The following is a 22,335-nucleotide window of genomic DNA, read 5'->3' as shown; positions in this document are numbered from 1 at the left end:
GGTGTGGAGAAAGACGCACGCATAGGCATTATGGGTGGCACCTTCGATCCGGTGCACAATGGGCATCTCGTCATCGCGCGCAGCGCTGCCGAGCAACTTGAGCTCAGCCGCGTGCTTTTCATTCCGGCGGGTAATCCTCATTTCAAGCAGGATCAAGAGGTTACGCCCGCATCGCAGCGTGCCGACATGGTCGCGCTCGCGATTGCGGATGACTCGCTCTTTGCGCTTGACCTCTGCGAAGTCGAACGCGGGGGCATCACCTATACGGCTGACACGCTCGAAGAGCTGGCACAGCGCTATGAGGGTGCGCGGCTCTTCTTCATCATGGGCACCGATTCGGCAATTACCTTGCCAGGCTGGAAGCGAGCCGATGATGTCGCGCGGCTGTGCACCATCGTCGTGGCGAAGCGCCCGGGGCAATCCACTGAGCGCGTGCGCGAGGCCCTTGGGACAAGCCCCGTCGACTTCGATGTCATGTATCTCGACGTTCCGCAGATTGACGTGTCCTCGACCCAGTTACGCGAGGACATGGCATGTGGCAGGGACGTGAGCGACATGATCCCGGCGCCCGTCGGGGCATATATCGCGCGGACGGAGCTGTACCGGAATGTCTGATGTGAAACGATTGACCGGAAACCAGACAATTCTACCCGGCGAGTTTTGTCTGGTCCCCGGCGGCATCTACCTCATCCCGCCCGGCTGGCACATCGAGAGAGAAGGTTTTCGAACGTGAAGGAAGACAAGAAACTACTGAAGCGCGTGACCAAGGCAGTGGACAAGCGCTTGTCGGGCAAGCGTCTCGAGCACGTTCATTCGGTTTCCGAGTGCGCTGCCAAGCTTGCATGTATATACGGAGCCAACGAATTCGATGCTCGCATCGCGGGGCTGTTGCATGATTGGGACAAGCTGCTGACCGATGACGAATTACCGGCGCGTCTTGACGAGCTGGGCATCGAACGTCCCGCAAACATCGAGTACCTGTATCCGGTCTTGCACTCTTTCACGGGCGCTGCCGCCGTCAAGCGCGAGTTCCCCGAGCTCAGCGATGATATCATCAGCGCCATTCACAAGCATACGCTGGGTGATTTCGAAATGAGCGATCTGGATATCATCATCTTCACGGCCGATATGATTGAGCCGCTTCGAAAGACGAAGGGACGCCCGCAGATCAAGCGGCTACGCAAGATGGTAGGCGAGGCATCGCTCGACGAGCTGTATTTCGAGGCCTATGCAACGACGATGGTGTCGCTCATCGAGCGCAAGCGTTTCATTGACCCGGTTGCTCTCGACATCTGGAACAGCCTGGTCGAGCGCCATCATTCCATCGACAAGTCGCGTCAGGGCGACCCCGACGTCGTCTTGTAATACAATTCGCTATCATTAACGCAAGCAAACTTGCATGTCCGTAAAGGGGGCACGTTGACCGAGCACAGCGCATTCAAGGAGCAGGCACTCGTTGCCGCGCGCGCCATCGACGAGAAGAAGGGCACCGACATAGTCATCCAGGATGTGTCAGACCTTCTCAATGTCACCGACTATTTCGTAATCTGCACGGCAGCCAATAATCGTCGCGTCGATGCGATTGCCGAGGAAGTCGAGGAGCAGCTTTTCAAGGATTTCGGCATCAAGCCGGTGAGCATCGAGGGCCTCGACGAGAGCGAGTGGGTGCTCATGGACTACGGTCCTATCGTCGTGCATATCTTCCAGCCTGGTCCGCGTGATTACTACCGTCTTGAGCAACTTTGGGATGCGGCTCCCACCGTGGATGTCGCTCTCGCGGGCATCGAGGACCCCGTTTACACCGAGCGCATCGCGCGTCTCCTCGAGCGTGCCGAAGGCGCAAGCCAGGACACGGTGGACGAGGACTAGCTCATGAGTGCCAGGACGGTCTGTGCGGCGCTCGTCTGCAAGGCGACGTACCATATGCTACGCCTGCTCGGACGTGGTGGCACCTCGCTGCCCGGTAAGCTTGCCCTCAAGATTGATCCCGAATATCTGCACCGCCTGAGTCGTGGCGTGCGCACCATCGTGATCACGGGAACCAACGGCAAGACGACGTCCACGCATATCGTTGCCCAGGCACTCGAGAACATGGGCGAGCAAGCGTTCTATAACCGTAGTGGCGCAAACCTCATCCAGGGCATCACGACGGAGTTTGCGATCCGTTCGAGCATCACGGGCAAGCCACGCTACAAGCTTGCCGCCATCGAGTGCGATGAGGGCGCGTTGCGGCGCGTGTGCAAGCAGCTTGACCCGGCCGTGCTCGTGGTCACGAACGTCTTCCGTGACCAGCTCGACCGCTACGGCGAGGTCACTCACACGCTCGAGAACATCATGGCGGGCGTGACGAATTCTCCGCATGCGACGCTGTGCCTCAACGCAGATGACTCGATGGTTGCCTCGATTGCCGACAAGGTTGATAACGATGTCATTTTCTATGGCGTGAGCTGCGAGATTTACCCCGAGCGCGTAGCCGACCTTTCGGATGCGACGCACTGCATCATGTGCGGTGCCGAATATGCCTACGACTATGTCACGTTTGCACATCTGGGCGGATTTCGCTGCCCGGCTTGCGGCTATGCTCGTCCCGTTCCCGCAGTCGCGGTGGAAAAGATCCTCGAGCGACACAGCGATAGCTGCGTGCTCGAGATCAGCGTTGACGGCGTAAGCTCGGCGGTGCCGGTCGATGTGCCTGCAAGCTACGATATCTACAATTGTGCATGCGTCGTGGCTGGTCTTTTGGCGTTTGGTTTTTCCAAGGAGCAGGCCTTCGAGGCGCTTGGCAAATTCAAGCACGGTTTCGGTCGCTCGGAGGTCCTCGACATCAACGGCACCAAGGTGCGTCTCATGCTCATGAAGAATCCGGCAGGCTGCAATCAGATTATCAACCTGCTGCTCAACGAGACCGACGAGGGTATGGGTCTCGTATGCATACTCAATGACCAGGAATGCGACGGGACGGATGTCTCGTGGATTTACGATGCCGGCTGGGAGGCGATCTGCGCACGCAAGTCCGAGACCATCTGCAGTGGCGACCGCGCCGAGGACATGGCGCTGCGCCTCAAGTATGCGGGGATGCCCGCCTCCGGCATCCGCATCATCCACGATTATGGCGAGCTCATCGAGGAGCTTAATCGCATGGACCATGCGGTGACGGTCGTCGCCAACTACTCGGCGATGCTCGGCTTTCGCGCGAAAGCGGCAAGCGTTCTGGGCCTCGCGGGATTCTGGGAGGGCTAGGCAGTGACTGACGGGCGCATGCACATCACGATCGGACATCTCTACCCCGACCTGCTCAATCTCTACGGAGACCGTGGCAACACAATTGCGCTCACCAAGCGCTGCGAATGGCGTGACATCGATGCGCAGGTGGTTGACCTGGGCGCAGGCCAGGATGCGGATTTCGAGGATATCGACCTCTTCTTTATCGGGGGTGGCCAGGACTTTGACCAGCGCACGCTGTTGGCAGATCTGGGCGTGGGAGTTGCCGGCTCTAAGGCCTCGCGTTTGCAGCGGGCCATCGAGAACGATGTCCCCGTACTCGCCATATGTGGCGGTTACCAGATTCTCGGCGAGTATTATGTCGATCACGAAGGCCACGAGGCTTCCTATATCGGCGCGCTGCCCATGTATACCGAGGCGGGTGATACGCGTCTCATCGGCAACATCGTCTTCACGGCAGACGCCATCGAGGGCGCGCCCGTGGTCGTCGGGTTCGAGAACCATGCAGGCCGCACGCATCTGCGCGAGGGGGCACGAGCGCTCGGCACGGTGGTGAAGGGTTTCGGCAACAATGGCGAGGACGGCACCGAGGGCCTACGCTACCGCAATGTCATTGCGACCTACAGCCATGGCCCGCTTCTGCCCAAAAATCCACGTGTGGCAGATGCGCTCATCGAGCTTGCGCTGCAACGCAGATATCCCGGGGTGCAGCTTTCTCGTCTTGATGATGCTCTTGAAGACGCAGCTCATGATACTATGAAGCAAAGACTAATCTCATAACCGTTTAAACGGAGGAAATTATGGATCAGACGAACTACAGCGGGAAGTATTTCCGTACGAGCTATGGTGACATCAAGTCATCGAAGGGCTGGTTTGGCAAGATCTGTCTGCTCGGCCTCATCTCGTTTATCCCCATATTCGGCCAGATGACTGTCTATGGGTACGCCTGGGAGTGGGCACACAAGGCGGCATGGGGTGTCGAATCGCCCATGCCCAAGAAGATTTACGGTCGTCCGGGTAGCAAGATGCTGCGTTGGGGCTGGTTTGCGCTCGTCATCGCAATCGTGATGACCATCATTCCGGGCATCGTCTTGTCAATCGGCGGCTGGTTTAGCTCGATGGGCATGGAGACCGGTATCTACACGGCAACGGGCCGCTACATGGTCGTCACGCCGGGCAACTTCGTCTTTGCTGGCATCGGCTGGATTCTCTACGTTGCCGGTATCGTACTCACCGTCTTTGCCAGCGTCATGATCTGGGTGGGCACCATCCGCATGACCATGTACGATCGCCTGGGTACGGGCCTGCAATTCGGCAAGATCTGGACCATGATCAAAAAGGACTTCGGCGGCCTCATGCGCATCTTCGGCATGGCGATTCTCTTCGACCTTGTCGGTGGCATCATCATCGGCATCGTTGCTCTCATCATCGTGGTGGCCGTGCTCGGTGCTACCGTTGCACCGCTCATTTTCATGTCGAGTAACGGCATGTACTCTGACTCGGCGATGTTCGGCTATGTCCTGACCCTCATCATGACGATGTTCCCCGTTGTCCTCGTCCTTTCCTACGTCTGGTTTGTGTACAGCGCATTTATAGAACTGCTCGTTGCCAGGGCGGTAGGTTACTGGACGCGTCAGTTTGACGTGTCTGCTTGGGGTACGAAGGATGACCCGCTGCCCTTTGAGGTTGCCGGTGGACAGCCCGATGCGCCCCATCCGCCCCATGCTCCGGCTGCATCTGGCGATATGCCCGCTCCGCCCACGGGCGAACCCGTGAACGTCGCTACTCCGCAACCAGCTTCTGCAGCTGCGCCTGAGGTTCCTGCGGCGCTCAATCCCGTGGTGGTCGCCGAGGCACTTGACGCCGAGCCCGAGCTGCCTGCATCCGATGCGGCTGATGACAACGTGAGCGATGAGGCAACGCACGTCGACGTTGTCGATCCCGAGTTGGCCGAGCCCGAGGAGGCGGCGGCTGGCATTATCGCCGCGGAAGAAGATGCGGAGCATCCCGAGGCTGCGCTTGAGGCGGGTGACGACGCGAAGGATGCAGATGCGTCGCCGTTTGTCGACGATGTCGATCCCAATCTTGTCGTCTCCGAAGAGGAGGAGATGACGGAGCGTCAGTCTGAGGACAAGCTCTAGAGGGTAAAAAGCACCATCCACTTAGCATATTTTTATTGCTTTCGTGTCGCACCACGAGTATTCTTAACGGGTTCGCTTTCAGAGCCCCGTGAAACTCTGTGATTGAACAACATGGTAGTTTAGTTGGAGGAACACACGTGAAGACCTACTATGCGAAGCCCGGCGAAGTCCAGCGCGAGTGGCTTCTGGTCGATGCGACCGACATGACCCTTGGTCGTCTTGCTTCCGCCGTTGCGCAGATTCTGCGCGGCAAGAACAAGCCGACGTACACGCCGCACGTTGACACGGGCGACTTCGTTGTCGTCATCAACTGCGACAAGATCAAAGTGACTGGCGCCAAGGTCACCGATAAGGTGTACACCCGCATCACGGGCTATCCCGGCGGCGTGCGTCAGGAGACCTTCCAGGAGGCAATGGAGAAGCATCCCGAGCGCGTCATCGAGCACGCCGTCAAGGGCATGCTCCCCAAGAACACGCTCGGACGTCAGATGGCTAAGAAGCTCAAGGTCTATGTAGGCCCCGAGCATCCGCATCAGGCGCAGAATCCCCGCAAGATTGACCTGGAGGCATAACCCATGGCAGATACCAAGAAAGAAGCCATCTACTATGGCACCGGTCGCCGCAAGAACGCCATCGCGCGCGTTCGTCTCGTCCCCGGCACCGGTAAGGTCACCGTTAACAAGCGCGACGCCGAGGATTACTTCGGCCGCAAGGCGCTCGTCGAGTATGCGATGACTCCCTTCACCGTGACGGGTACGGTCAAGCATTTCGACGTCATTGCCACGCTCAATGGTGGCGGCATCTCCGGTCAGGCTGGTGCTCTGCGTCACGGCATCGCCCGTGCGCTGCTTGAGGCTGGCGACTATCGTGCCGAGCTCAAGAAGGCTGGCTTCCTCACGCGCGATCCGCGTATGGTCGAGCGCAAGAAGTACGGTCTCAAGAAGGCTCGCAAGCGTCCGCAGTTCTCCAAGCGCTAAGTTTCGAGAGACATATATGCAACAAGAAGGCCCGCATCTGCGGGCCTTCTTGTTGCGAGCCCCTTTTTTGTGTCTTTCAACTGAGCGCTCGTTCTTGTCATTTCGAGCGGAGCGTAGCGGAGTCGAGAAATCTCAGCACCTACAGGCTGATTTCCAGTAGCTCGAGCACCGCATCGACCGCGTAGGGCACGGCCGCCTTCACCTCGGGGGTAAGGTCGATGGTGAAATCTCGTGGGCAGATGTCCTTCTTCTGCACGCCCACGCAGCGGATGTCACAGTCATGCCCAGCCAGACGTGCGTTATTGAGCACGTCCGAGACGCGCATGTCGTGCAGCGAGTGCATGATGCTATAGGCTGCCATATCCTCGGGTGTGAAGGTGTAACAGGTGCCGGGAGCCGCATCGGGTCCGCAATCCACGGCATCTACGATGACCAGGCGGTCGAAATCACGAATGTACGGGATGAGCCCCATGCCCATGGTGCCAGCATCCATGACGGGGATGCGTTCGTCAGCTCCGTCGTCGTCATGGGCATCGTATTCGCGAAAGGTTTCGACAAGCGTCCGGGCATGGGCATCATCGAAGGCTTCTCGGGCGACATCGTAATTAGTCAGTACCTTGGCCATGTGCGAGCCAAAACCCTCGTCGAGCATGAGCATGTTTCCCACGCAGACGACCATCTGCTTGATATCTTCCACAATGTCTCCTTCGTTATGCTTGCAGGTACAACGCAAGCTCTGCCGTGAGCTTTTCGACCGATTCGAGCGTACTGAGACCGTCGAGCTTTACGGTGAGATCAGCTGCCTGCACATAGAGCGGATGACGCTCTGCGTAGAGGTCAGCGAGCGTGCTTCCCTGGTGGATGACGACCCCACGGTCGAGTAGGTCGGGTGAAAGCCGACGGGAGATTTCGTCGAGGCTCAAGTCGAGGAAGACGACGGTTCCCAGCGACTTCAGGTTTGCAACGGCGTCGGTACCATACACGGCCGAGCCGCCTGTCGCGATGACGTGGCGAGCGCACGAGAGATTCGCGAGCAACTCGTTCTCGCAGGCAATGAAGCCTTCAGTGCCGCGTGCTTCCAGTATCTCCGAGAGCAACATGCCCTCGCCTTCCTGGATGAGCAGGTCGGTATCGACAAAGCGATACCCGAGCTTCTTGGCGAGCACAACGCCGAGCGTGCTTTTGCCAGCACCGGGCATGCCAATGAGCGTGATGTTGTCGTGTTTTTGCATGGGCACAATCTTATCACCAACGAGATGCTCGCTGTTACCGCTGCCCATGCGAAGGGATGCGCGTTTCTGGCGGATGTCTAGCCTTGTTGCTCTGCGTTGCGCACTTTTCGCGAATCTCTAGGATTTGGCTTACCTGCGTGCGCATTTATGAGGAAAGTCTAGGGTTCAAGCGTTTAAATCCTAGACTTTCGCGATTTCTGCGCTTGCAATCGCTTTTCGTCGCTAGACATCCGCCAGAAATGCGCACGCTTCGAAAAAGGAAGGGGCCCGCAGGATTTCCCGCGGGCCCCGGTCGTCATCTTGTGGAGAAGCGCTTACTCCTTCTCGAGGACCACCTTGTCCTCCATGACGATGATCTCCTCGTCCATGGGATCGTAACCGGAGACGTTCATGGTCTCCAGGCTGTAGGTCAGACCACCATGCGGCTTGGAACCAAGCAGCATGACCTTGGTCGGATCGATACCCTCGATGTTGGCGAGGTAGATGTGGATGAGCGTGAAGCAGATGAAGAAGAACATCATGAAGTAGTGGATGACGCGCACCTTCATCAGACCACCGACGAGCGCAGTGAAGCCAGCGAAGAACGGGATGTTCATCGTCGGAACCCACAGGCAGAAGCCCGTGTAGCCCATGAAGAGGAGAGCTACAGCGATGAGGATGTAGGACAGCTTCTGCGGTACGCCGTACTTGCCACCCAGGGGATGGTCCTTCTTGAAGAAGAGATAGTACTTGATCCACGGCCAGAGCTGGTGGCGGTTGTCCTTCTGCGGGAAGAACGTGTACATATCCAGCTTGGTCTCACGGGTGCCGTAAGCCGGAGCGGACTTGATGAAGCCAGCGGCGACAATACGGAAGATGAGGTTGATGAGGATCACAAACGCGCAGAACATGTGCACGCCACGAGCCATGCCCATCAGGCCGGGAACAACCGGGTAGTGAATCTCGATACCCGAGAGGATAAGGAGAAGCATGCAGATGAGGTTGACCCAGTGGGTAAAGCGGAAGACGAACGGATGTGCCTCAGGATAGTGTACGAGATGTGCCATGATTATCGACCTCCCCAAGGACTCGTGTGCATCTTGAACTCGCGACCCGTCTTGGGCTCGACGATATGGACCGCGCAGGCAACGCACGGGTCATATCCGTGGACGATGCGCAGGGCGTTGATCGGAGCCTCGATGTTGGCAACAGGGGTGCCGATGAGGCCCTGCTCGATGGTGCCAGGCACGCCGTACTCGTCACGCGGGGAGATGTTCCACGTGGTGGGGACGACCTCCTGATAGTGCGTGATCGTATTGCCGGAGAGGGTCTCGGTGTGGTAGAGAGCGCCACGCGGAGCCTCCCAGAAGCCCTCGCCCAGGCCCGTGTCACGGACACGCTCGGCGAACCAGGGGTTGCCCTCGACGGCGCCGGCCTCGATGAGGCCGAGGAGCTCGACGAGCTCGCCGCACCAGTCGATCATGTAGCCAGCGACAGCGGAAGCCTCGACGGGGCGGGCGGCCAGGCGGCCAAGCGCGGAGTTGAGGCCCATGATGCTGGCCGGGGTCAGCGGAAGGTTGAGGCCAGCGAGAACGGTGTTGACGCCGGCGATGATCTCCGGGTTGCCGCTCATGTAGGAGACGAGCACGCGAGCGAGCGGGCCAACCTCCATGGGCTCACCGTCGTAGCGAGGAGCCTTGGACCAGGTGTACTTGTCGTTGACGATTTCCTCGGCCTCGTTCTTGTAGTAGCCGGGGAAGGTCTCGGGGAGCTCGGTTACGCCAACCGTGGGATGCAGCGGCTCGCCGCTGTCCTTGTAGTAGGCATGCGTCGTGCCCTCGGTGATGTAGGCACCATCGAACGGCTCGAGAACCGGAGCGCCGCTCTTCATGCGGACGATGCCCGCGGGGAAGAAACGGTCTTCGAGCTCACGCGACGGACGGTCGAAGACGCCGTAGGCCATGAAGTTGCCATGCTTGTTGTTACCGATGGTGGCGACGTCATTGAGGTAGACGCTCGCGATGGCGATGGCGTCGGGGATCATGACGTTGTCGACCCAGTCCTTGAGCTTCTTGGCACGGAACAGGATGTCATCGAGCTTCTCGACGCTCGGGTACCAGGCGGTGCCACCGGGAATCGAGGTCTGAACGTGCGGCATCTTGCCACCGATGATCGCGGAGATCTCGTCGGCAGTTGCCTGCATGTCGATGGCCTCGATGTAGTGCGCCGTGGCGATGAGGTCGACCTCGGCCGGAAGCTTGTAGGCTTCGGGTGCCAGGCCCTCCATGAACCAGCCGCCGGACAGCCAGGAGTACTGGCCATTCTCGGCGAACTTCGCGAGGCGATCCTTGAGCGCGGCGAAGTCGGTCTGAGCAAGACCGAGGGTCTCGCACAGGGCATAGGTCTTGTTGACGTCAGCCTCAAGTGCGTGCAGCGGGTTGACGTAGTCGAGCGCGCTCAGCTGATAGAACCACAGGATGTGGCTGTGCATGAACTGCGCACCCTCGATGAGATTGCGGACCAGACGGCCGCCCTCGGGAATCTGGATGCCGTAGGCCTCCTCAGCCGCGAAAACGGAGGTGTGGCAGTGCGAGACAGGGCAGACGCCGCAGACGCGCTGGGCGAGCATGGCCGCGTCATAGGGATCGCGACCCTCGGCGATGAGCTCGAGGCCACGGAAAAGGCCGCCGGAGACCCAAGCGTCAGTGACGACGCCGTTCTCGACTTCCATCTCGACGCGCAGGTGGCCCTCGATACGATCAACCGGATCGATAATAGAATGCTTAGCCATGTTTACTTACCCTCCTCAATGTCAACGATGACCTGCTCTTCGACGACAGGTACGGTGGAGGGTTCCTTCTTGCCGTGCTTGACGTCCCACTCGCGCTCCTTCTCGAACGGAGCACCGCCCTTGGTGCGGCCCGTAGCCTTCATGCCGATACCATGGACGACGAGGGCGGCGGTCAGAAGACCGGTGACGCCGAGTGCGATCGGGGTCGGCTGGAATGCGATGCTGCCGAGCCTGAGGGTCTTGAGACGGCCCAGGAACGGGGAGTCAACGTCGATCCAGTTGCGGACCGTGACGCGCGGGTCGCCGTTGCAGCAGCCGATGCAGGGAGCACCAGAGGCGACGCACCAGCTCACGCGACGGTTCCAGCGAACCTGCGGGCAGTTGGCCTTGGTCTGTGGACCCTTGCAGCCGAGAGCGTACAGGCAGTAGCCCTTGGCCTCTTCTTCGCTGCCGAACTCGTAGACGAACTCGCCGTTCTCGAAGTGGCCGCGACGCTCGCAGTTGTCATGGATGGTCTGGCCATACATGGAGCTCGGCATGTTGAACTCGTTGAGACCGGCAACGACGGACTCGGCTCCCAGCAGCAGGTACTGAACGATGACTGCAACCAGGTTAGCGGGATTGACGGGACAAGAGGGAAGGTTGACGACGGGAGTCGACACACCATTGTCCTTGAGGTACTTCTGGATACCCTCGGCATTGCCCGGGTTGGGATATGCCGCGCAGAAACCACCGTCGACAGCGCAGGAACCTGCGGCGATGACGGCAGCAGCGTTCTTGCAGGTGTGGAGCAGGTGGCTCTCGTGCGGAGCGCAGGTGGGGGCACCCGCGATGCGCAGAATCTCGCCATCGTAGCGGGTCATGACAGCACCCTCGATGACGACGACGTACTTGCCCTTAGCAGCCTCGATCGTCTCCTCGCGAGCTTCCTCGAGGGAGTAGCCAGCAGCGGCAGAGAGGGTCTCGGCGTAGTTGAGCGCGAGATACTCGAGGAGCAGCGTTGCCGGATCGGGGTTATCAGACTGGGCAAAAGACTCGGTGCAACCGGTGCAGGAACCAAGCTCCATCCAGATGACTGGTGCGAGGCCGCCTTGGCCCAAACCTCCGTTCGTACCGATAAGGGAGTTGCTCTCGATGGCTTCGGCAACATCGGCAGCCGTTACGCCTTCAATGCCGATTGCAGCTGCAATCGTGCCACAGAAGCCGAGAAAGGCGCGACGTGTCAAACCACGCGACTCAAGCGACTCGATAAACGAATCTTGCATAGATACCTCCATCTTCCAATCAAACTCGCCGCGCGTGCCCCTCACACGAAATCGCAGCGAAGCTATGACACCGAACCTACTATAAAGAAACCTCATTCTGTTGCAGAGATAAAACGATTCGCAAACAATTTACGGGCGGTTTTGAGCCGTAAACGGGGGATAGTATTCTAGAATGGCTTACATGACGTACGGATAAACATGACAGGCGGACGGCACGTGAAAAAGGAACGGACATATATCGCCAAGAACCGTAAGGCACTACACGATTACTTCGTCGAGGATCGCGTCGAGGCTGGCATCGTACTTACTGGTACCGAAGTACGCTCGCTACGAGAGAACTCGGCGCAGCTGCGCGATTGCTTCATCACGATCCGCAAAGGCGAGGCCTGGCTCAACGGCGTGCACATAGCCCCTTACAGCAACGGGTCCATCTTCAACGTCGAGCCCGAACGCCGCCGCAAGCTTTTGCTGCACAAGAAGGAGATCCTCAAGCTCGAGCAAGAGGCCTCACAGCAAGGCTATTCCCTCATTCCGCTTTCCATGTATTTCACCGAGGAAGGCCGCGTGAAGGTCGAGGTTGGCGTCTGCAAGGGCAAGAAGCTCTACGACAAGCGTGCCTCCATCAAGGAACGCGACGCCAAGCGCGAGATCGCCCGCTCCATGAAGGCACGTAACCGCTGAGGCGATGTGCCAAGAAGCAACGCGCCTGACTGCAAAGTGCCAAGTTACCGGGTCACTGACTCGCATCTTTGGCAAGATGCCAGATAATCTGGTCACTGACCCGCATCTTTGGCACAAAGACGCTATAGATGGTCACTGACTATGCATTCTTGGCAGCGTGCGGATGCGAGCGAAACCGCATTGCCTGAAGATCGGGTGCTGCTAGATTACATTGTCGCGTACCTGTTGCTTGAGGTCCTCGTAAGCGGGGCGTATACTGGGAAATCCGCTTGAGGCGGGTGGACTTTGAAAAGGGTTTGAAACTGGGGGTGACTGGTTTCGACAGGATAGTTTGAGCGAAGGGCAGCAGGCCGTGGTCTCCTCGCCACGTTAAACAGGGGTAAAGCCAATTAACTGGCAAAGTTGTTTCTTTCAAGGGTGCGCAGGCTCAGCCTGTCGCCCTGGCTGCCTAATTTAGGTTCAGCCCTCCCAACCAGCTGCTAAACCTCTGGCATCTGCACGGGATCATTTAAAGGAGGTTGCTCCCGGGGACGTAGACGGTATGCCCCGGGCTAAGACCGAACCGACAGGAAACCGTTTTCGCTTGTCGATGTGCTTGGCGGTTTCCTACTGAACATCGACTGAGCTTGGAGACACCTTTCGCAGGATTATCGTGGACCGGAGTTCGATTCTCCGCACCTCCACCAGTACAAGAAGATGACGAGCTATCTTCGTATGGGGATAGTTCGTCTTTTTATATCTACAATGTCTTGCAACACCAAAAACATTAGGAAAGCGGTGAATCATGGCTTATCAATCGCGTGATGAAATCGACGAGCGCTATCGCTGGGATCTTTCCAGCATCTATGCCGGTGACGAGGCGTTCCTCGTCGCACTCGAGGAAGCGAAAGGCTATGCGGCCACGCTCGCTGCATTTCGCGGCAAGGTTTCGAAGTCGGCCGAGGATCTGCTTGCCTATCTGCGGCTGAGCGACGAGGTGGGCATCGAGCTCGGCAAGTTCGTGAACTATGCGCAGCGCAAGCTCGATGAGGACACGCGCAATGCCACCTATCAGGATTACTCCGCGCAGGTTATCTCTGTCTACACTGAGGTCTCGTCTGCCACGAGCTGGTTTGCGCCGGAGATTCTGAAGCTCGATGACGAGCAGATCGAACGCTTCTACGCTAGCTGTCCGGACCTCGTGCTGTATCGCCGCGCGCTTGACGTCGTGTTCCGCCAGCGCGGCCACATTCTGGGCGATGCCGAAGAAGAACTGCTTGCCCGCGCACAGGACATGGCCATGCAGCCCGAGCACATCTTCTCGCTCTTCAACGATGCCGACCTCACGTTCGAGGACGCCATCGACGCGCAAGGCGAGACCCACCCCGTTACCCATGGCAGCTACGTCCCGCTCATGATGTCGGATGACCGCGTGCTACGTAAGTCGGCCTATACCTCCCTGTATGCAGCGTATACGCAATTCCGCAACACGGCAGCCGCGACGCTGGGAGCGCAGGCAAAGCAGCTCAAGTTCTACACGGACGCGCGCAAGTATCCCACGGCACTCGAGTATTGCCTCGACCAAAACGAGGTGCCCACCGAGGTCTACACCAACCTCATCTCCTGCGTGCACGAGCATTTCGCGCCCATGCACAAGTACGTCGAGCTGCGCAAGCAGGTACTGGGCGTCGACGAGCTGCACTTCTACGACCTTTACGTGCCCATCGTCGAGGATGTCGACATGGAGTTCACCTACGAGGAGGCATGCGACCTCATCCTCGAGGCGCTTGCGCCGCTTGGGGAGGACTACCTGGCCATCGTGCGCGAGGGTCTGTCGCAGCGCTGGATCGACGTCTACGAGACGCCCGGCAAGCGCAGCGGCGCGTATTCTGCCGGTGGCTACGGCATGCATCCGGTCATACTCATGAACTTCCAGGGGCAGCTCGATGACGTCTTCACGCTCATCCACGAGATGGGCCATTCCATCCACACGTACCTGAGCTGCAAGGGCCAGCCCGCCGTGTATTCCGATTACGTGATCTTCGTGGCCGAGGTCGCTTCGACGGTTAACGAGGCTCTGCTCACCCAGCATCTGCTCAAGACACGCACCGATTCACGCGAACGTGCCTACATTCTTAATCATTTCCTCGAGCAATTTAAGGGTACGCTGTACCGTCAGACGATGTTTGCCGAATTCGAGCTCGCCTTCAACGAAATCGCCGCCCGAGGCGAGGGCATCACTGCCGAGGCATTGGGCGAGATCTACCGCGAACTAAACGCCAGCTACTATGGCCCGGACATTGTCGTGGATGACCAGATTGCCGTCGAGTGGGCACGTATCCCGCATTTTTACTACCAGTATTACGTGTATCAATACGCGACGGGCTTCTCTGCCGCCATTGCGCTGTCGAACCGCATCCTCAATGAGGGCGCTCCCGCCGTGGCCGACTATCTTGGCTTCTTGTCCGGCGGCTCAAGCAAAACGCCCATCGAGCTCCTCAAGGGAGCGGGAGTGGACATGACTACGCCCGAGCCGACGGCGGCGGCGCTTGCCTACTTCGATGAGCTTATCGATGAGCTAGCTGATGCGCTAAGATAACGGGGTTATGAACAACGCCCCGATTGGCATATTCGATTCCGGCTTTGGTGGTCTCACCGTCGCGCGCGCCGTCCACGAGCGCTTGCCACAGGAGTCGCTCATCTTCTTTGGCGACACGGCACGTTGCCCCTATGGTCCGCGCGATTTGCGCGAGGTGCGTGGTTTCGTGCATCAGATTGGCAGCTGGCTTTCCCAGCACGATGTGAAGCTCATCATCATCGCATGCAATACGGCAACGGCGGCCGGACTCGCGCTTGCTCAGATGGAGTTTGACGTGCCGGTCATCGGCGTGGTCGAACCAGGGGCGCGCGGGGCTGTTCGCATGACGCGCAACCGCCGCGTGGGTGTCATTGCTACGCAGGCGACGATTGATTCGGGTATCTATCCGGACACGATTCGCAATCTCGATGCGGGAGTGACCGCGTTTTCCACGGCAACGCCGCGCTTCGTCGAAATTGTCGAGGACGGTATCCGTCGCTCCAATAGTCCCATCGAGCGGCTCACAGCCGAGGCAAGTGACGTGTACCTGCGCCCGGCATTCCAGACGATCGCGCGCGATTATCTCGATCCCATCAAGAAGGCCGGCGTCGACACGCTTGTCCTAGGCTGCACGCACTACCCGGTGCTTGCCCCGCTTATTCAGCAAGCCGTGGGTGAAAACGTCTCCATCATTTCCTCGTCGGAGGAGACAGCCAAGGAGGTCGTCGAGACGCTTTCCTATCGTGGTCATCTGGCCGACGGCTCGATACCGCAACATAGCAGTTTCTATACCACGGGTGAGGATTTGGACGATTTTCGCACCATCGGTGGGCATATCTTCGGCCAGCCTATCGAGGACCTTACCTATGTGGGTGTCAACGAACTCTAGACAGGAGAGAATATGACGTTCAATATCGGTTTGGGACGCTCCTACGGGCGCGGTCCCGAGGAGAAACGCCCCACTAAGATCACGCGGCACTTTCTCGATAACGTCCCCGGCTCGTGCCTCATCGAGACGGGCGCGACTAAGGTTTTGTGTGCGGTCAGCATCGAGGAGCGTGTCAAGGCGTGGCGCAAAGGCGCCGGTGCCGGCTGGATAACCGCCGAGTACGCAATGCTTCCGGCGTCAACTGCCAAGCGCACGTCGCGCGAGCACCTTACGCGTAAGGGCCGTAGCATGGAGATCGAGCGCCTCATCGGACGCAGCCTGCGCTCGGCAGTCGATATGACCGGCTTGGGCGGCGAGGTCACCTTCACCGTTGACTGCGACGTGCTGCAGGCGGACGGCGGTACGCGCACGGCGGCCATCACGGGGGCGTGGGTCGCGCTGCACGACGCGCTCGAGATGTGGCAGAACGCCGGCAAGATCAAGACGAGTCCCATCATCGACCAAGTCGCCGCCATCAGCGTTGGCCAGGTGGACGGACGCATCCTGCTCGACCTGGACTACCAGGAGGACTCGCGCGCCGAGGTCGACCTCAACCTCATCATGAACGCGCGTGGCGAGATCATCGAGGTCCAGGGCACGGGTGAGCAGTGCTCCTTCGATCGCAGCAAGCTCAACAAGATGCTCGACGTCGCGACCATTGGCATTGAGGAGCTGCTCGCAGACCAAAGAAGAGCCTTGGAGGAATAGGCATGGCTACGAAGAAGGTCGTTATCGCAACGAATAACGCTCATAAGCTCGAGGAGATTTCTCGCATGCTCGCCCCGGTCACGGGATGGGAATTCGTGAGCTTCAAGGACTGCGGCACGTATCCGGAGCCCGTCGAAGATGCCGATGACTTCGAGGGGAACGCCCGCATCAAGGCGTTGGCCGCGCGTGATAACACGGGGCTTCCCGCACTTGCCGACGACAGTGGCCTGGTCGTCGATGCGCTCGACGGCGCACCCGGCGTCTTCTCGAGCCGCTTCGCAGGCGAAGACGCGACCGATGCCGACAACAACGCCAAGCTGCTCGAACTGCTGGCAGACGTGCCCGATGACGAGCGCACGGCGCGCTTCGTCTGCACGCTCGTCTTCGTCGATACGGACGATTCCGAAATCGTGGCGCACGGTAGCTGCGAGGGAAGGATTGGCTACGAGGAGCGCGGCAACAACGGCTTTGGCTACGACCCACTCTTCTATGCCGATGCCTTTGACGGCAAGCTCACCACAGCCGAGGTGCCCTCCGAGCAAAAGGATGCTATCTCCCATCGTGGCGAGGCGCTGCGCGCCTTCATCCGCGAGTTCGAGAAACGCGACTAAGGACAACAGGGACGTTTTTTGTGATTTCGTGTAATCACGGGGGATCAGCTGCACGTTTTTTTCGATTATGTGTGATGGTTCGGATTCAATTACATGTTTTTTTCGATTATGTGGGATGAATACGCAGCGGCTCCCACACAATCGAAAATTATCTACACGCTGTTGGCTCCCGATTACACATAATCGCATTTTTTCTGCATGTTGCTTTTCTCGGTTACACATAATCGAAAATTATTTGCCTGCTACAAGCGAGACAGCCACTTGATTCTGATAAAACCTCCTCGTTACCAATTGCCGGGTTTGTTCCCACAAACGCACATGAGTCTGATAGACTGTGCAACTGCGCGAAACGCGTAGGCCGATGTAGCTCAGCTGGTAGAGCACCGCACTCGTAATGCGGGGGTCAAGAGTTCGAGTCTCTTCGTCGGCACCATCAAAAACCTGGGGCCCGCGTCGCGGGCCTTTTTCTTCTAGGAGGCATCTATGGCGTTCACGCTCGACGATCTTGCGGCATATTACGCGCAGCTTCCCGAGGCAGGTGGCCTCGATAGTCGCTGCGAGATGTTCGTTCCCGGCGGCTTGAACGATCAGACCGTCCTCGACTTGGCATGCCGCCGCGGCAAGGGCGCCTACAAGCTCTCTGATCACGTGGGTCCGGCCGGTCACGTCATCGGCATCGATTGGCGCAAGCCCTTCATCGAGCGCGCCCGCGAGGGTGAGGCTCATGCAGTCGAGAAGAACAAGCTCACCGAGAGCAACATGGAATTCGTCGTCGCGTATCCTGAGATGATCGACCAGATCGGCATCGAGGAGGGCAGCCTCGATTACGTCTATGTCAATAGCGCCCTCAACCTTTTCTACGATCCGGCGTACGTCATCAAGCTCATCGGCCGCCTGCTCGTACCGGGCGGCAAACTCGTGTGTCAGACGGTGCTCGCCACGACACCGCGCGACAAGAAGGTCATCGCCGAGGCGCGCGCAATCGGAAACGTCGTCCAGGCGGCCCCGAATCGCAAGAACTTCGCGCTCTGGCTGCATAACGCCGGTATGGACATGCCCACCTACGAGACGCTCGAGGCGCGTCCCATCCAGCCCTGCGACGCCGTGGCCGCAGACGGGCAGGCGCCCATTGTCGAGACGGACGAGGAGGCGCGCTTCACGAGCTGCGTCGTGAACGTCGAGAAGCTCGGTGGCTTCGACTACCAGGCCTTCCTGCTCAAGGACATGAGCGATTTTCGCTAGAGATGGGCTGGGGTAGGGAAATGCCGGTTATGACTGGTGGCCTTGACGCCGAAGGCGACGAGGAGTTCTCGAGAATCAAGGAAGTGGCTGTCGTGGCTCTGAGCGATGGATTGAGAAGCGTCGAGGAAGTCGAGCGCATGCAGGAGATCTTCGCGCGCAACCACGACGAACACGAGCGTCTCGTTCGCGAGGATGCGGCTGCGTGCTCGGAGGAGCGCGCGCTCATGCTCGATGACGGTACGCTGTGGGAGTACGTGACCGTGCATGACGAGTACGTGCGCATCATCGGCTGCAAGACCGATGCCACCACGCTCGAGATTCCCGCCACCATCGAGGACAAACCGGTGGCCGAGCTAGCCGTCGATGCGTGCTCGTATCTCGAATCGGTGCGCGAGATCATCTGCTCGCCGCAGATCGAGAAGATCGGCAACTGCGCGTTTCGCTCGTGCATGAAGCTCGAGCGCCTCGTCTTACCCCGCAACGTCGAGACCTATGACTCGTCGTGGGTTCGCGGTTGTCGTGAGCTCGCGGAGCTCGTCTTGCCCGGCATGCTCGCGCGCGTCACTTCGAGCATCTTCGACGAGGGTCAGCTGCGCACACTCGTCATCGGCTTTGCCACCTACGACTTCGCGCCGGGTCTCTTTGCCCAGGGCAAGCTCGAGAGCATCCGCATCGATGACGAGAACCCCTACATAACGACCGACGGGCAAGCCATCTTCGCACACGAGGGTGCGCACCTGCGAGTGCTGGCGCTGTCTTGCGAGCGCTACGTCGTGCCCGATGGTTGTCAGGTCATCGAGAAGAAGGCCTTTGCGAATCGCTCCGAGCTCTACGAAGTCGAGCTCCCCGACACCATCACCACGATCGAGGACTACGCGTTCTCCTATTCGGGTCTCGAGAGCTTCACGTCTCCGCGCGACCTGCGCACCATCGGCGAGCGCGCCTTCTTCCGCTGCCGCAAGCTCACCCAGGTCACCCTCGACGAAGGGCTCGTGTCCATCGGCGACGACGCGTTCACCGGGACGGGTATCGAGACCTTGCGCGTGCCCGCGACGCTCGAGACGCTGGGCAATAGCATCGCGGCCGACACCAAGCTCGGCTTTTCCGGGGATGATGCGGGCTTTTCCATCGCCGCAGGTGGCATTCTCGAAATCGACCGCGAGGGCGGTCTGTATCGCAACACGCCCGAGGGCAAGCACTTCGTGCATCTGCTCGATGACAAGGCACGTGAGTACGCGGTGCAGCCCGGCACGATCGAAATCGAGCCGCATGCCTTCGCGCATCATGCGCACGTCACGAAGGTCACGCTGCCCGAGGGCTTGCTGCGCATCGGGGATGCGGCCTTCCGCGATTGCCACGAGCTTGCCATCGCCGACTTTCCCTCGACGCTCGAGGAGGTGGGCGACGAGGCCTTCCTCGACACCTCGCTTTCGCGCGCCTTCATTCCCCGCAAGCTGAAGCGCCTTGGCAACACCGCGCTCATCACGCATGGCGCGCACAACGGTGACGAGGCCCCTTCCCTCACGAGCATCGGCGTCGAGGAGGGCAACGAGCGCTTCTATTCTGTCCCCGGGCTGCTCATCGAGCGCCATGATGAGGGTGGCTCGCACGTCGTCGTCTATGCCGATGGCGTTGAAAGCGTGAGGATTCCCGAGGATGTGAGCGCCATCGATCCCTATGCCTTTGGCGGCGCTCGTCATCTGCGTGAGCTGTTTCTAAGCGATCGCATTCGGCACGTCGGCATGCGCGGATTGAGCCTCGATTGCTTTGTGGAGCACTTCCACATCGATCTGGACGAGCCCCATGAGGGCCATGCAAGCTTCGATTTCTACTTTCCGGATGCCCCGCGTAGCGCGCACGAAATCCAGCTTGCGTTTAACCTGAGCAGCTCGGTCGACCTGGCGCGCATTTTCAAGCACTACGACAGCGCGATTGTCAACATGCACGAATTCGACAAGAAGACGAGTGGTGCGCACGATGATTTCGACGTATACGGGCAGGCCAAACTCGCGATAGAGCGCCTGGCTGATCCCATCCTCATGAGCAGCACCAACAAGATTATGCTCACGCAAGTCCTTACCAAAAACCTTGAGGAAGTGTGCGAGGCGATTACGCGCCATGACGATCGCACGGCAATTGACGAGCTTCTTGAATTGGAGATTCTGAACAAGGATAATCTGCTTGATGTCATTGACCACATCGGCAAGCTTCAAGATGCGGCAATGACGGGATACCTTCTTGAGATAAAACGGCGGCTGTTCCAACGAAGCGCCGTGGACTTCGACTTGTAAGGGGACGCGGCGTGGCGCACATTACCGACGAGAAGACCGAGCGCTTCAATCGGGCTGCGCGTCTCGCCACCGATATCATCGAGGAATGTCGCGTCCAGCTCATGCTCAAGTTCCGCTTTCTCGACCTTGCGTTATGGCGCATGGAGCTCGTTCCCGTGCACGCGCATGCCCGCTATCCACTCTCGACGGACGGCAAGAACATCTATTTTGAACCTTACAGCGTGTTGGCGCGCTTTGAAGAGTCCTTCGACGAGGCGGTGCGTGATTACCTGCACCTGGTCCTGCACTGCATTTTTCGCCATCCGTATAATCGCGACTATCTACGCAACCGAGAGGCATGGTCGCTAGCCTGCGACGTCATCGTCGAAAGCGTTGCCATGGAGATGTGCGCGACGCGCTTCACAAGCGAGCAGGATGCGGACCGCGAGCAATATCTCTCGCAGGTAAGGCAGACCGTGGGCACGCTCATGCCGGCCAAGCTCTACCACCTGTTCGACCGCATCATGAAGAATCCGGAGGGGACGAGCTACTTCAGCTACTCGAAGAGCAACATCGTCGAGATGCAGGCACTGTTCGAACGCGACAACCATGAGTCGTGGCCAGCCTTCAATGACCAGGAGGGCGAAGAAAAGCCTGGTGATATCGAGGAGATTGGCGAGGAGGACGACAACGCCGACGAGGTGGCGGATACGAGCGACCAGAGCCTGCAGTCGACGAGCGATATGGACATGAGCCAGTCCGATCCCTCCTCCGACCAGAAACAAGAAGGTCAGGATGATGGTGATGACGAGCAGGCTTCCGAAGACGACGATGCCGAGGACGCGAGCTCTAACGTCGATGGCTCGGGGCTCGATACGAGTGATGACGAGCTTGAGGGTTCGAGCAGCGAGACTGACACGGAACAGCAGGTCAACGACGAGAATGCTCACGAGGAAAAGGAGTGGGAGGAGATCAGTCGTCAGATCGAGATGAACCTCGAGACCTTCTCCAAGGAATGGGGCGACGAGGCGCGTGATCTCATCTCGAGTTTGGCTATCGCCAACCGCAAGACCTACGACTACAGCGATTTCCTGCGTCGTTTCGCGACAGTGCACGAGGACATGCGCATCAATGACGATGAGTTCGATTACATCTTCTACACCTACGGGCTGGAACTCTACGGCAATATGCCACTTGTCGAGCCGCTTGAGTACAAGGAGACGAAGAGCGTGCGTGACTTCGTCATCGCCATCGATACCTCCGAGTCTGTGAGCGGCGATCTTTGCAAGCGTTTCATCGAGCACACCTTTGACATTCTCATGAACTCCGAGGAATTCGGTACCAAGGTGAACATCCACATCATCCAATGCGATGCGCGCGTGCAATCTGACACCAAGATCACGAACCCTGAGCAGCTCAAGGAGTACCTCGCCAACTTCTATGTGCGGGGCTTCGGCGGCACCGATTTCAGACCGGTCTTCGATTATGTGTCCGACTTGCAAGACCGTGGAGAGCTCGAAAACTTGCAGGGACTTTTGTACTTTACGGACGGTTTGGGCTATTACCCCGACAAGATGCCACCGTATGACGTGGCGTTCGTCTTCATCGACAACGGCGAGACGCATCTGCCAAGTGTGCCGCCGTGGACCATGCGCGTCGTGATAGATGAGGACGGCATCAACCGATTCAAGAGCGCCGAGCGCGCCCATTCGTGATAAGACGGTCTCGAAG

Annotated in this window: 21 protein-coding genes, 1 tRNA gene and 1 other RNA gene; 18 read left to right on the top strand and 5 right to left on the bottom strand. The window is 58.9% G+C overall.

Going from position 1 to position 22,335, the window contains the following annotated elements:
- Positions 1-30: 30 nt before the first annotated feature.
- The 8 genes from DBY20_08575 (at position 31) to DBY20_08540 (ending at position 6,340) form a co-directional block, all read left to right on the top strand.
- Positions 31-615, top strand: coding sequence for a nicotinic acid mononucleotide adenylyltransferase (locus DBY20_08575; protein ID PWL77827.1), 585 nt, complete (start codon positions 31-33; stop codon positions 613-615).
- 9 nt (positions 616-624) lie between these two features.
- Positions 625-1,365: a phosphohydrolase gene (locus DBY20_08570; protein PWL77826.1), complete on the top strand. Its 741-nt coding sequence runs from the start codon at positions 625-627 to the stop codon at positions 1,363-1,365.
- Between the two features lie 54 nt (positions 1,366-1,419).
- Positions 1,420-1,869, top strand: coding sequence for a ribosome silencing factor (gene rsfS / locus DBY20_08565; protein PWL77825.1), 450 nt, complete (start codon positions 1,420-1,422; stop codon positions 1,867-1,869).
- Positions 1,870-1,872: 3 nt separating this feature from the next.
- Positions 1,873-3,240, top strand: a complete 1,368-nt coding sequence (locus DBY20_08560; protein ID PWL77824.1) for a DUF1727 domain-containing protein — start codon at positions 1,873-1,875, stop codon at positions 3,238-3,240.
- 18 nt (positions 3,241-3,258) lie between these two features.
- Entirely contained in the window at positions 3,259-4,002 is a 744-nt protein-coding gene (locus DBY20_08555) for a glutamine amidotransferase (protein PWL77823.1), read from the top strand.
- A gap of 20 nt (positions 4,003-4,022) precedes the next feature.
- A complete protein-coding gene (locus DBY20_08550) occupies positions 4,023-5,363 on the top strand; it encodes a hypothetical protein (protein PWL77822.1) in 1,341 nt (446 codons plus the stop codon).
- A 137-nt stretch (positions 5,364-5,500) separates the two neighbouring features.
- Positions 5,501-5,935 (top strand): 50S ribosomal protein L13, encoded by a 435-nt coding sequence (locus DBY20_08545; protein PWL77821.1) that lies wholly within the window; start codon positions 5,501-5,503, stop codon positions 5,933-5,935.
- A 3-nt stretch (positions 5,936-5,938) separates the two neighbouring features.
- On the top strand, positions 5,939-6,340 hold the full coding sequence (locus DBY20_08540) for a 30S ribosomal protein S9 (GenBank protein PWL77820.1): 402 nt from the start codon (positions 5,939-5,941) through the stop codon (positions 6,338-6,340).
- Positions 6,341-6,479: 139 nt separating this feature from the next.
- On the opposite strand, the gene DBY20_08535 is transcribed toward DBY20_08540, so the two are convergent.
- From DBY20_08535 to DBY20_08515, 5 genes are all read right to left on the bottom strand, one after another.
- Positions 6,480-7,037, bottom strand: coding sequence for a hypothetical protein (locus DBY20_08535; protein PWL77819.1), 558 nt, complete (start codon positions 7,035-7,037; stop codon positions 6,480-6,482).
- 13 nt (positions 7,038-7,050) lie between these two features.
- On the bottom strand, positions 7,051-7,572 hold the full coding sequence (locus tag DBY20_08530; GenBank protein ID PWL77841.1) for a shikimate kinase: 522 nt from the start codon (positions 7,570-7,572) through the stop codon (positions 7,051-7,053).
- 314 nt (positions 7,573-7,886) lie between these two features.
- Positions 7,887-8,618 carry a cytochrome B gene (locus DBY20_08525; protein ID PWL77818.1) on the bottom strand — a complete coding sequence of 244 codons (732 nt, stop codon included), beginning with the start codon at positions 8,616-8,618 and terminating at the stop codon, positions 7,887-7,889.
- 2 nt (positions 8,619-8,620) lie between these two features.
- Positions 8,621-10,342 (bottom strand): nickel-dependent hydrogenase large subunit, encoded by a 1,722-nt coding sequence (locus DBY20_08520; protein ID PWL77817.1) that lies wholly within the window; start codon positions 10,340-10,342, stop codon positions 8,621-8,623.
- 2 nt (positions 10,343-10,344) lie between these two features.
- The gene (locus tag DBY20_08515; GenBank protein ID PWL77816.1) at positions 10,345-11,619 is read right to left on the bottom strand and encodes a hydrogenase; all 1,275 of its coding nucleotides are present in this window, start codon (positions 11,617-11,619) and stop codon (positions 10,345-10,347) included.
- Between the two features lie 186 nt (positions 11,620-11,805).
- On the opposite strand from DBY20_08515, the gene DBY20_08510 reads away from it, so the two are divergent.
- The 10 genes from DBY20_08510 to DBY20_08465 all read left to right on the top strand — a co-directional run bounded on the left by DBY20_08510 (position 11,806) and on the right by DBY20_08465 (position 22,319).
- Positions 11,806-12,288, top strand: a complete 483-nt coding sequence (locus tag DBY20_08510; GenBank protein ID PWL77815.1) for an SsrA-binding protein — start codon at positions 11,806-11,808, stop codon at positions 12,286-12,288.
- A 304-nt stretch (positions 12,289-12,592) separates the two neighbouring features.
- Positions 12,593-12,974: a transfer-messenger RNA gene (gene ssrA / locus DBY20_08505) on the top strand.
- A 98-nt stretch (positions 12,975-13,072) separates the two neighbouring features.
- Positions 13,073-14,866, top strand: a complete 1,794-nt coding sequence (gene pepF, locus DBY20_08500) for an oligoendopeptidase F (GenBank protein PWL77814.1) — start codon at positions 13,073-13,075, stop codon at positions 14,864-14,866.
- A 7-nt stretch (positions 14,867-14,873) separates the two neighbouring features.
- Positions 14,874-15,734: a glutamate racemase gene (locus DBY20_08495; protein PWL77813.1), complete on the top strand. Its 861-nt coding sequence runs from the start codon at positions 14,874-14,876 to the stop codon at positions 15,732-15,734.
- Positions 15,735-15,746: 12 nt separating this feature from the next.
- On the top strand, positions 15,747-16,481 hold the full coding sequence (locus tag DBY20_08490) for a ribonuclease PH (GenBank protein PWL77812.1): 735 nt from the start codon (positions 15,747-15,749) through the stop codon (positions 16,479-16,481).
- A 2-nt stretch (positions 16,482-16,483) separates the two neighbouring features.
- Positions 16,484-17,092, top strand: coding sequence for a non-canonical purine NTP pyrophosphatase, RdgB/HAM1 family (gene rdgB, locus DBY20_08485; GenBank protein PWL77811.1), 609 nt, complete (start codon positions 16,484-16,486; stop codon positions 17,090-17,092).
- A 357-nt stretch (positions 17,093-17,449) separates the two neighbouring features.
- Positions 17,450-17,525: transfer RNA gene (locus DBY20_08480), tRNA-Thr, on the top strand.
- Between the two features lie 50 nt (positions 17,526-17,575).
- Positions 17,576-18,334 carry a hypothetical protein gene (locus DBY20_08475; GenBank protein ID PWL77810.1) on the top strand — a complete coding sequence of 253 codons (759 nt, stop codon included), beginning with the start codon at positions 17,576-17,578 and terminating at the stop codon, positions 18,332-18,334.
- Between the two features lie 2 nt (positions 18,335-18,336).
- Positions 18,337-20,625, top strand: coding sequence for a hypothetical protein (locus DBY20_08470; GenBank protein ID PWL77809.1), 2,289 nt, complete (start codon positions 18,337-18,339; stop codon positions 20,623-20,625).
- An 11-nt stretch (positions 20,626-20,636) separates the two neighbouring features.
- The gene (locus DBY20_08465; GenBank protein ID PWL77808.1) at positions 20,637-22,319 is read left to right on the top strand and encodes a hypothetical protein; all 1,683 of its coding nucleotides are present in this window, start codon (positions 20,637-20,639) and stop codon (positions 22,317-22,319) included.
- The last annotated feature ends 16 nt before the right edge of the window (positions 22,320-22,335 follow it).

The sequence above is a fragment of the Coriobacteriia bacterium genome, assembly GCA_003149935.1.
Taxonomy (GTDB): Bacteria; Actinomycetota; Coriobacteriia; order Coriobacteriales; family QAMH01; genus QAMH01.
Note: the sequence above shows the minus strand (reverse complement) of the source record. Positions and strands in the feature narration are given on the sequence as shown.

Bases quoted from the DNA above. Each gene is read 5' to 3' on its own strand.
- DBY20_08470 (PWL77809.1), top strand. From the start codon at position 18,337: ATGGGCTGGGGTAGGGAAATGCCGGTTATGACTGGTGGCCTTGACGCC.
- DBY20_08530 (PWL77841.1), bottom strand. From the start codon at position 7,572: ATGCAAAAACACGACAACATCACGCTCATTGGCATGCCCGGTGCTGGC.
- DBY20_08510 (PWL77815.1), top strand. From the start codon at position 11,806: ATGACAGGCGGACGGCACGTGAAAAAGGAACGGACATATATCGCCAAG.
- DBY20_08515 (PWL77816.1), bottom strand. From the start codon at position 11,619: ATGGAGGTATCTATGCAAGATTCGTTTATCGAGTCGCTTGAGTCGCGT.
- DBY20_08575 (PWL77827.1), top strand. From the start codon at position 31: ATGGGTGGCACCTTCGATCCGGTGCACAATGGGCATCTCGTCATCGCG.
- DBY20_08560 (PWL77824.1), top strand. From the start codon at position 1,873: ATGAGTGCCAGGACGGTCTGTGCGGCGCTCGTCTGCAAGGCGACGTAC.
- rdgB (PWL77811.1), top strand. From the start codon at position 16,484: ATGGCTACGAAGAAGGTCGTTATCGCAACGAATAACGCTCATAAGCTC.
- pepF (PWL77814.1), top strand. From the start codon at position 13,073: ATGGCTTATCAATCGCGTGATGAAATCGACGAGCGCTATCGCTGGGAT.
- DBY20_08475 (PWL77810.1), top strand. From the start codon at position 17,576: ATGGCGTTCACGCTCGACGATCTTGCGGCATATTACGCGCAGCTTCCC.
- DBY20_08555 (PWL77823.1), top strand. From the start codon at position 3,259: ATGCACATCACGATCGGACATCTCTACCCCGACCTGCTCAATCTCTAC.
- DBY20_08490 (PWL77812.1), top strand. From the start codon at position 15,747: ATGACGTTCAATATCGGTTTGGGACGCTCCTACGGGCGCGGTCCCGAG.
- DBY20_08540 (PWL77820.1), top strand. From the start codon at position 5,939: ATGGCAGATACCAAGAAAGAAGCCATCTACTATGGCACCGGTCGCCGC.
- DBY20_08495 (PWL77813.1), top strand. From the start codon at position 14,874: ATGAACAACGCCCCGATTGGCATATTCGATTCCGGCTTTGGTGGTCTC.
- DBY20_08520 (PWL77817.1), bottom strand. From the start codon at position 10,342: ATGGCTAAGCATTCTATTATCGATCCGGTTGATCGTATCGAGGGCCAC.
- DBY20_08525 (PWL77818.1), bottom strand. From the start codon at position 8,618: ATGGCACATCTCGTACACTATCCTGAGGCACATCCGTTCGTCTTCCGC.
- DBY20_08550 (PWL77822.1), top strand. From the start codon at position 4,023: ATGGATCAGACGAACTACAGCGGGAAGTATTTCCGTACGAGCTATGGT.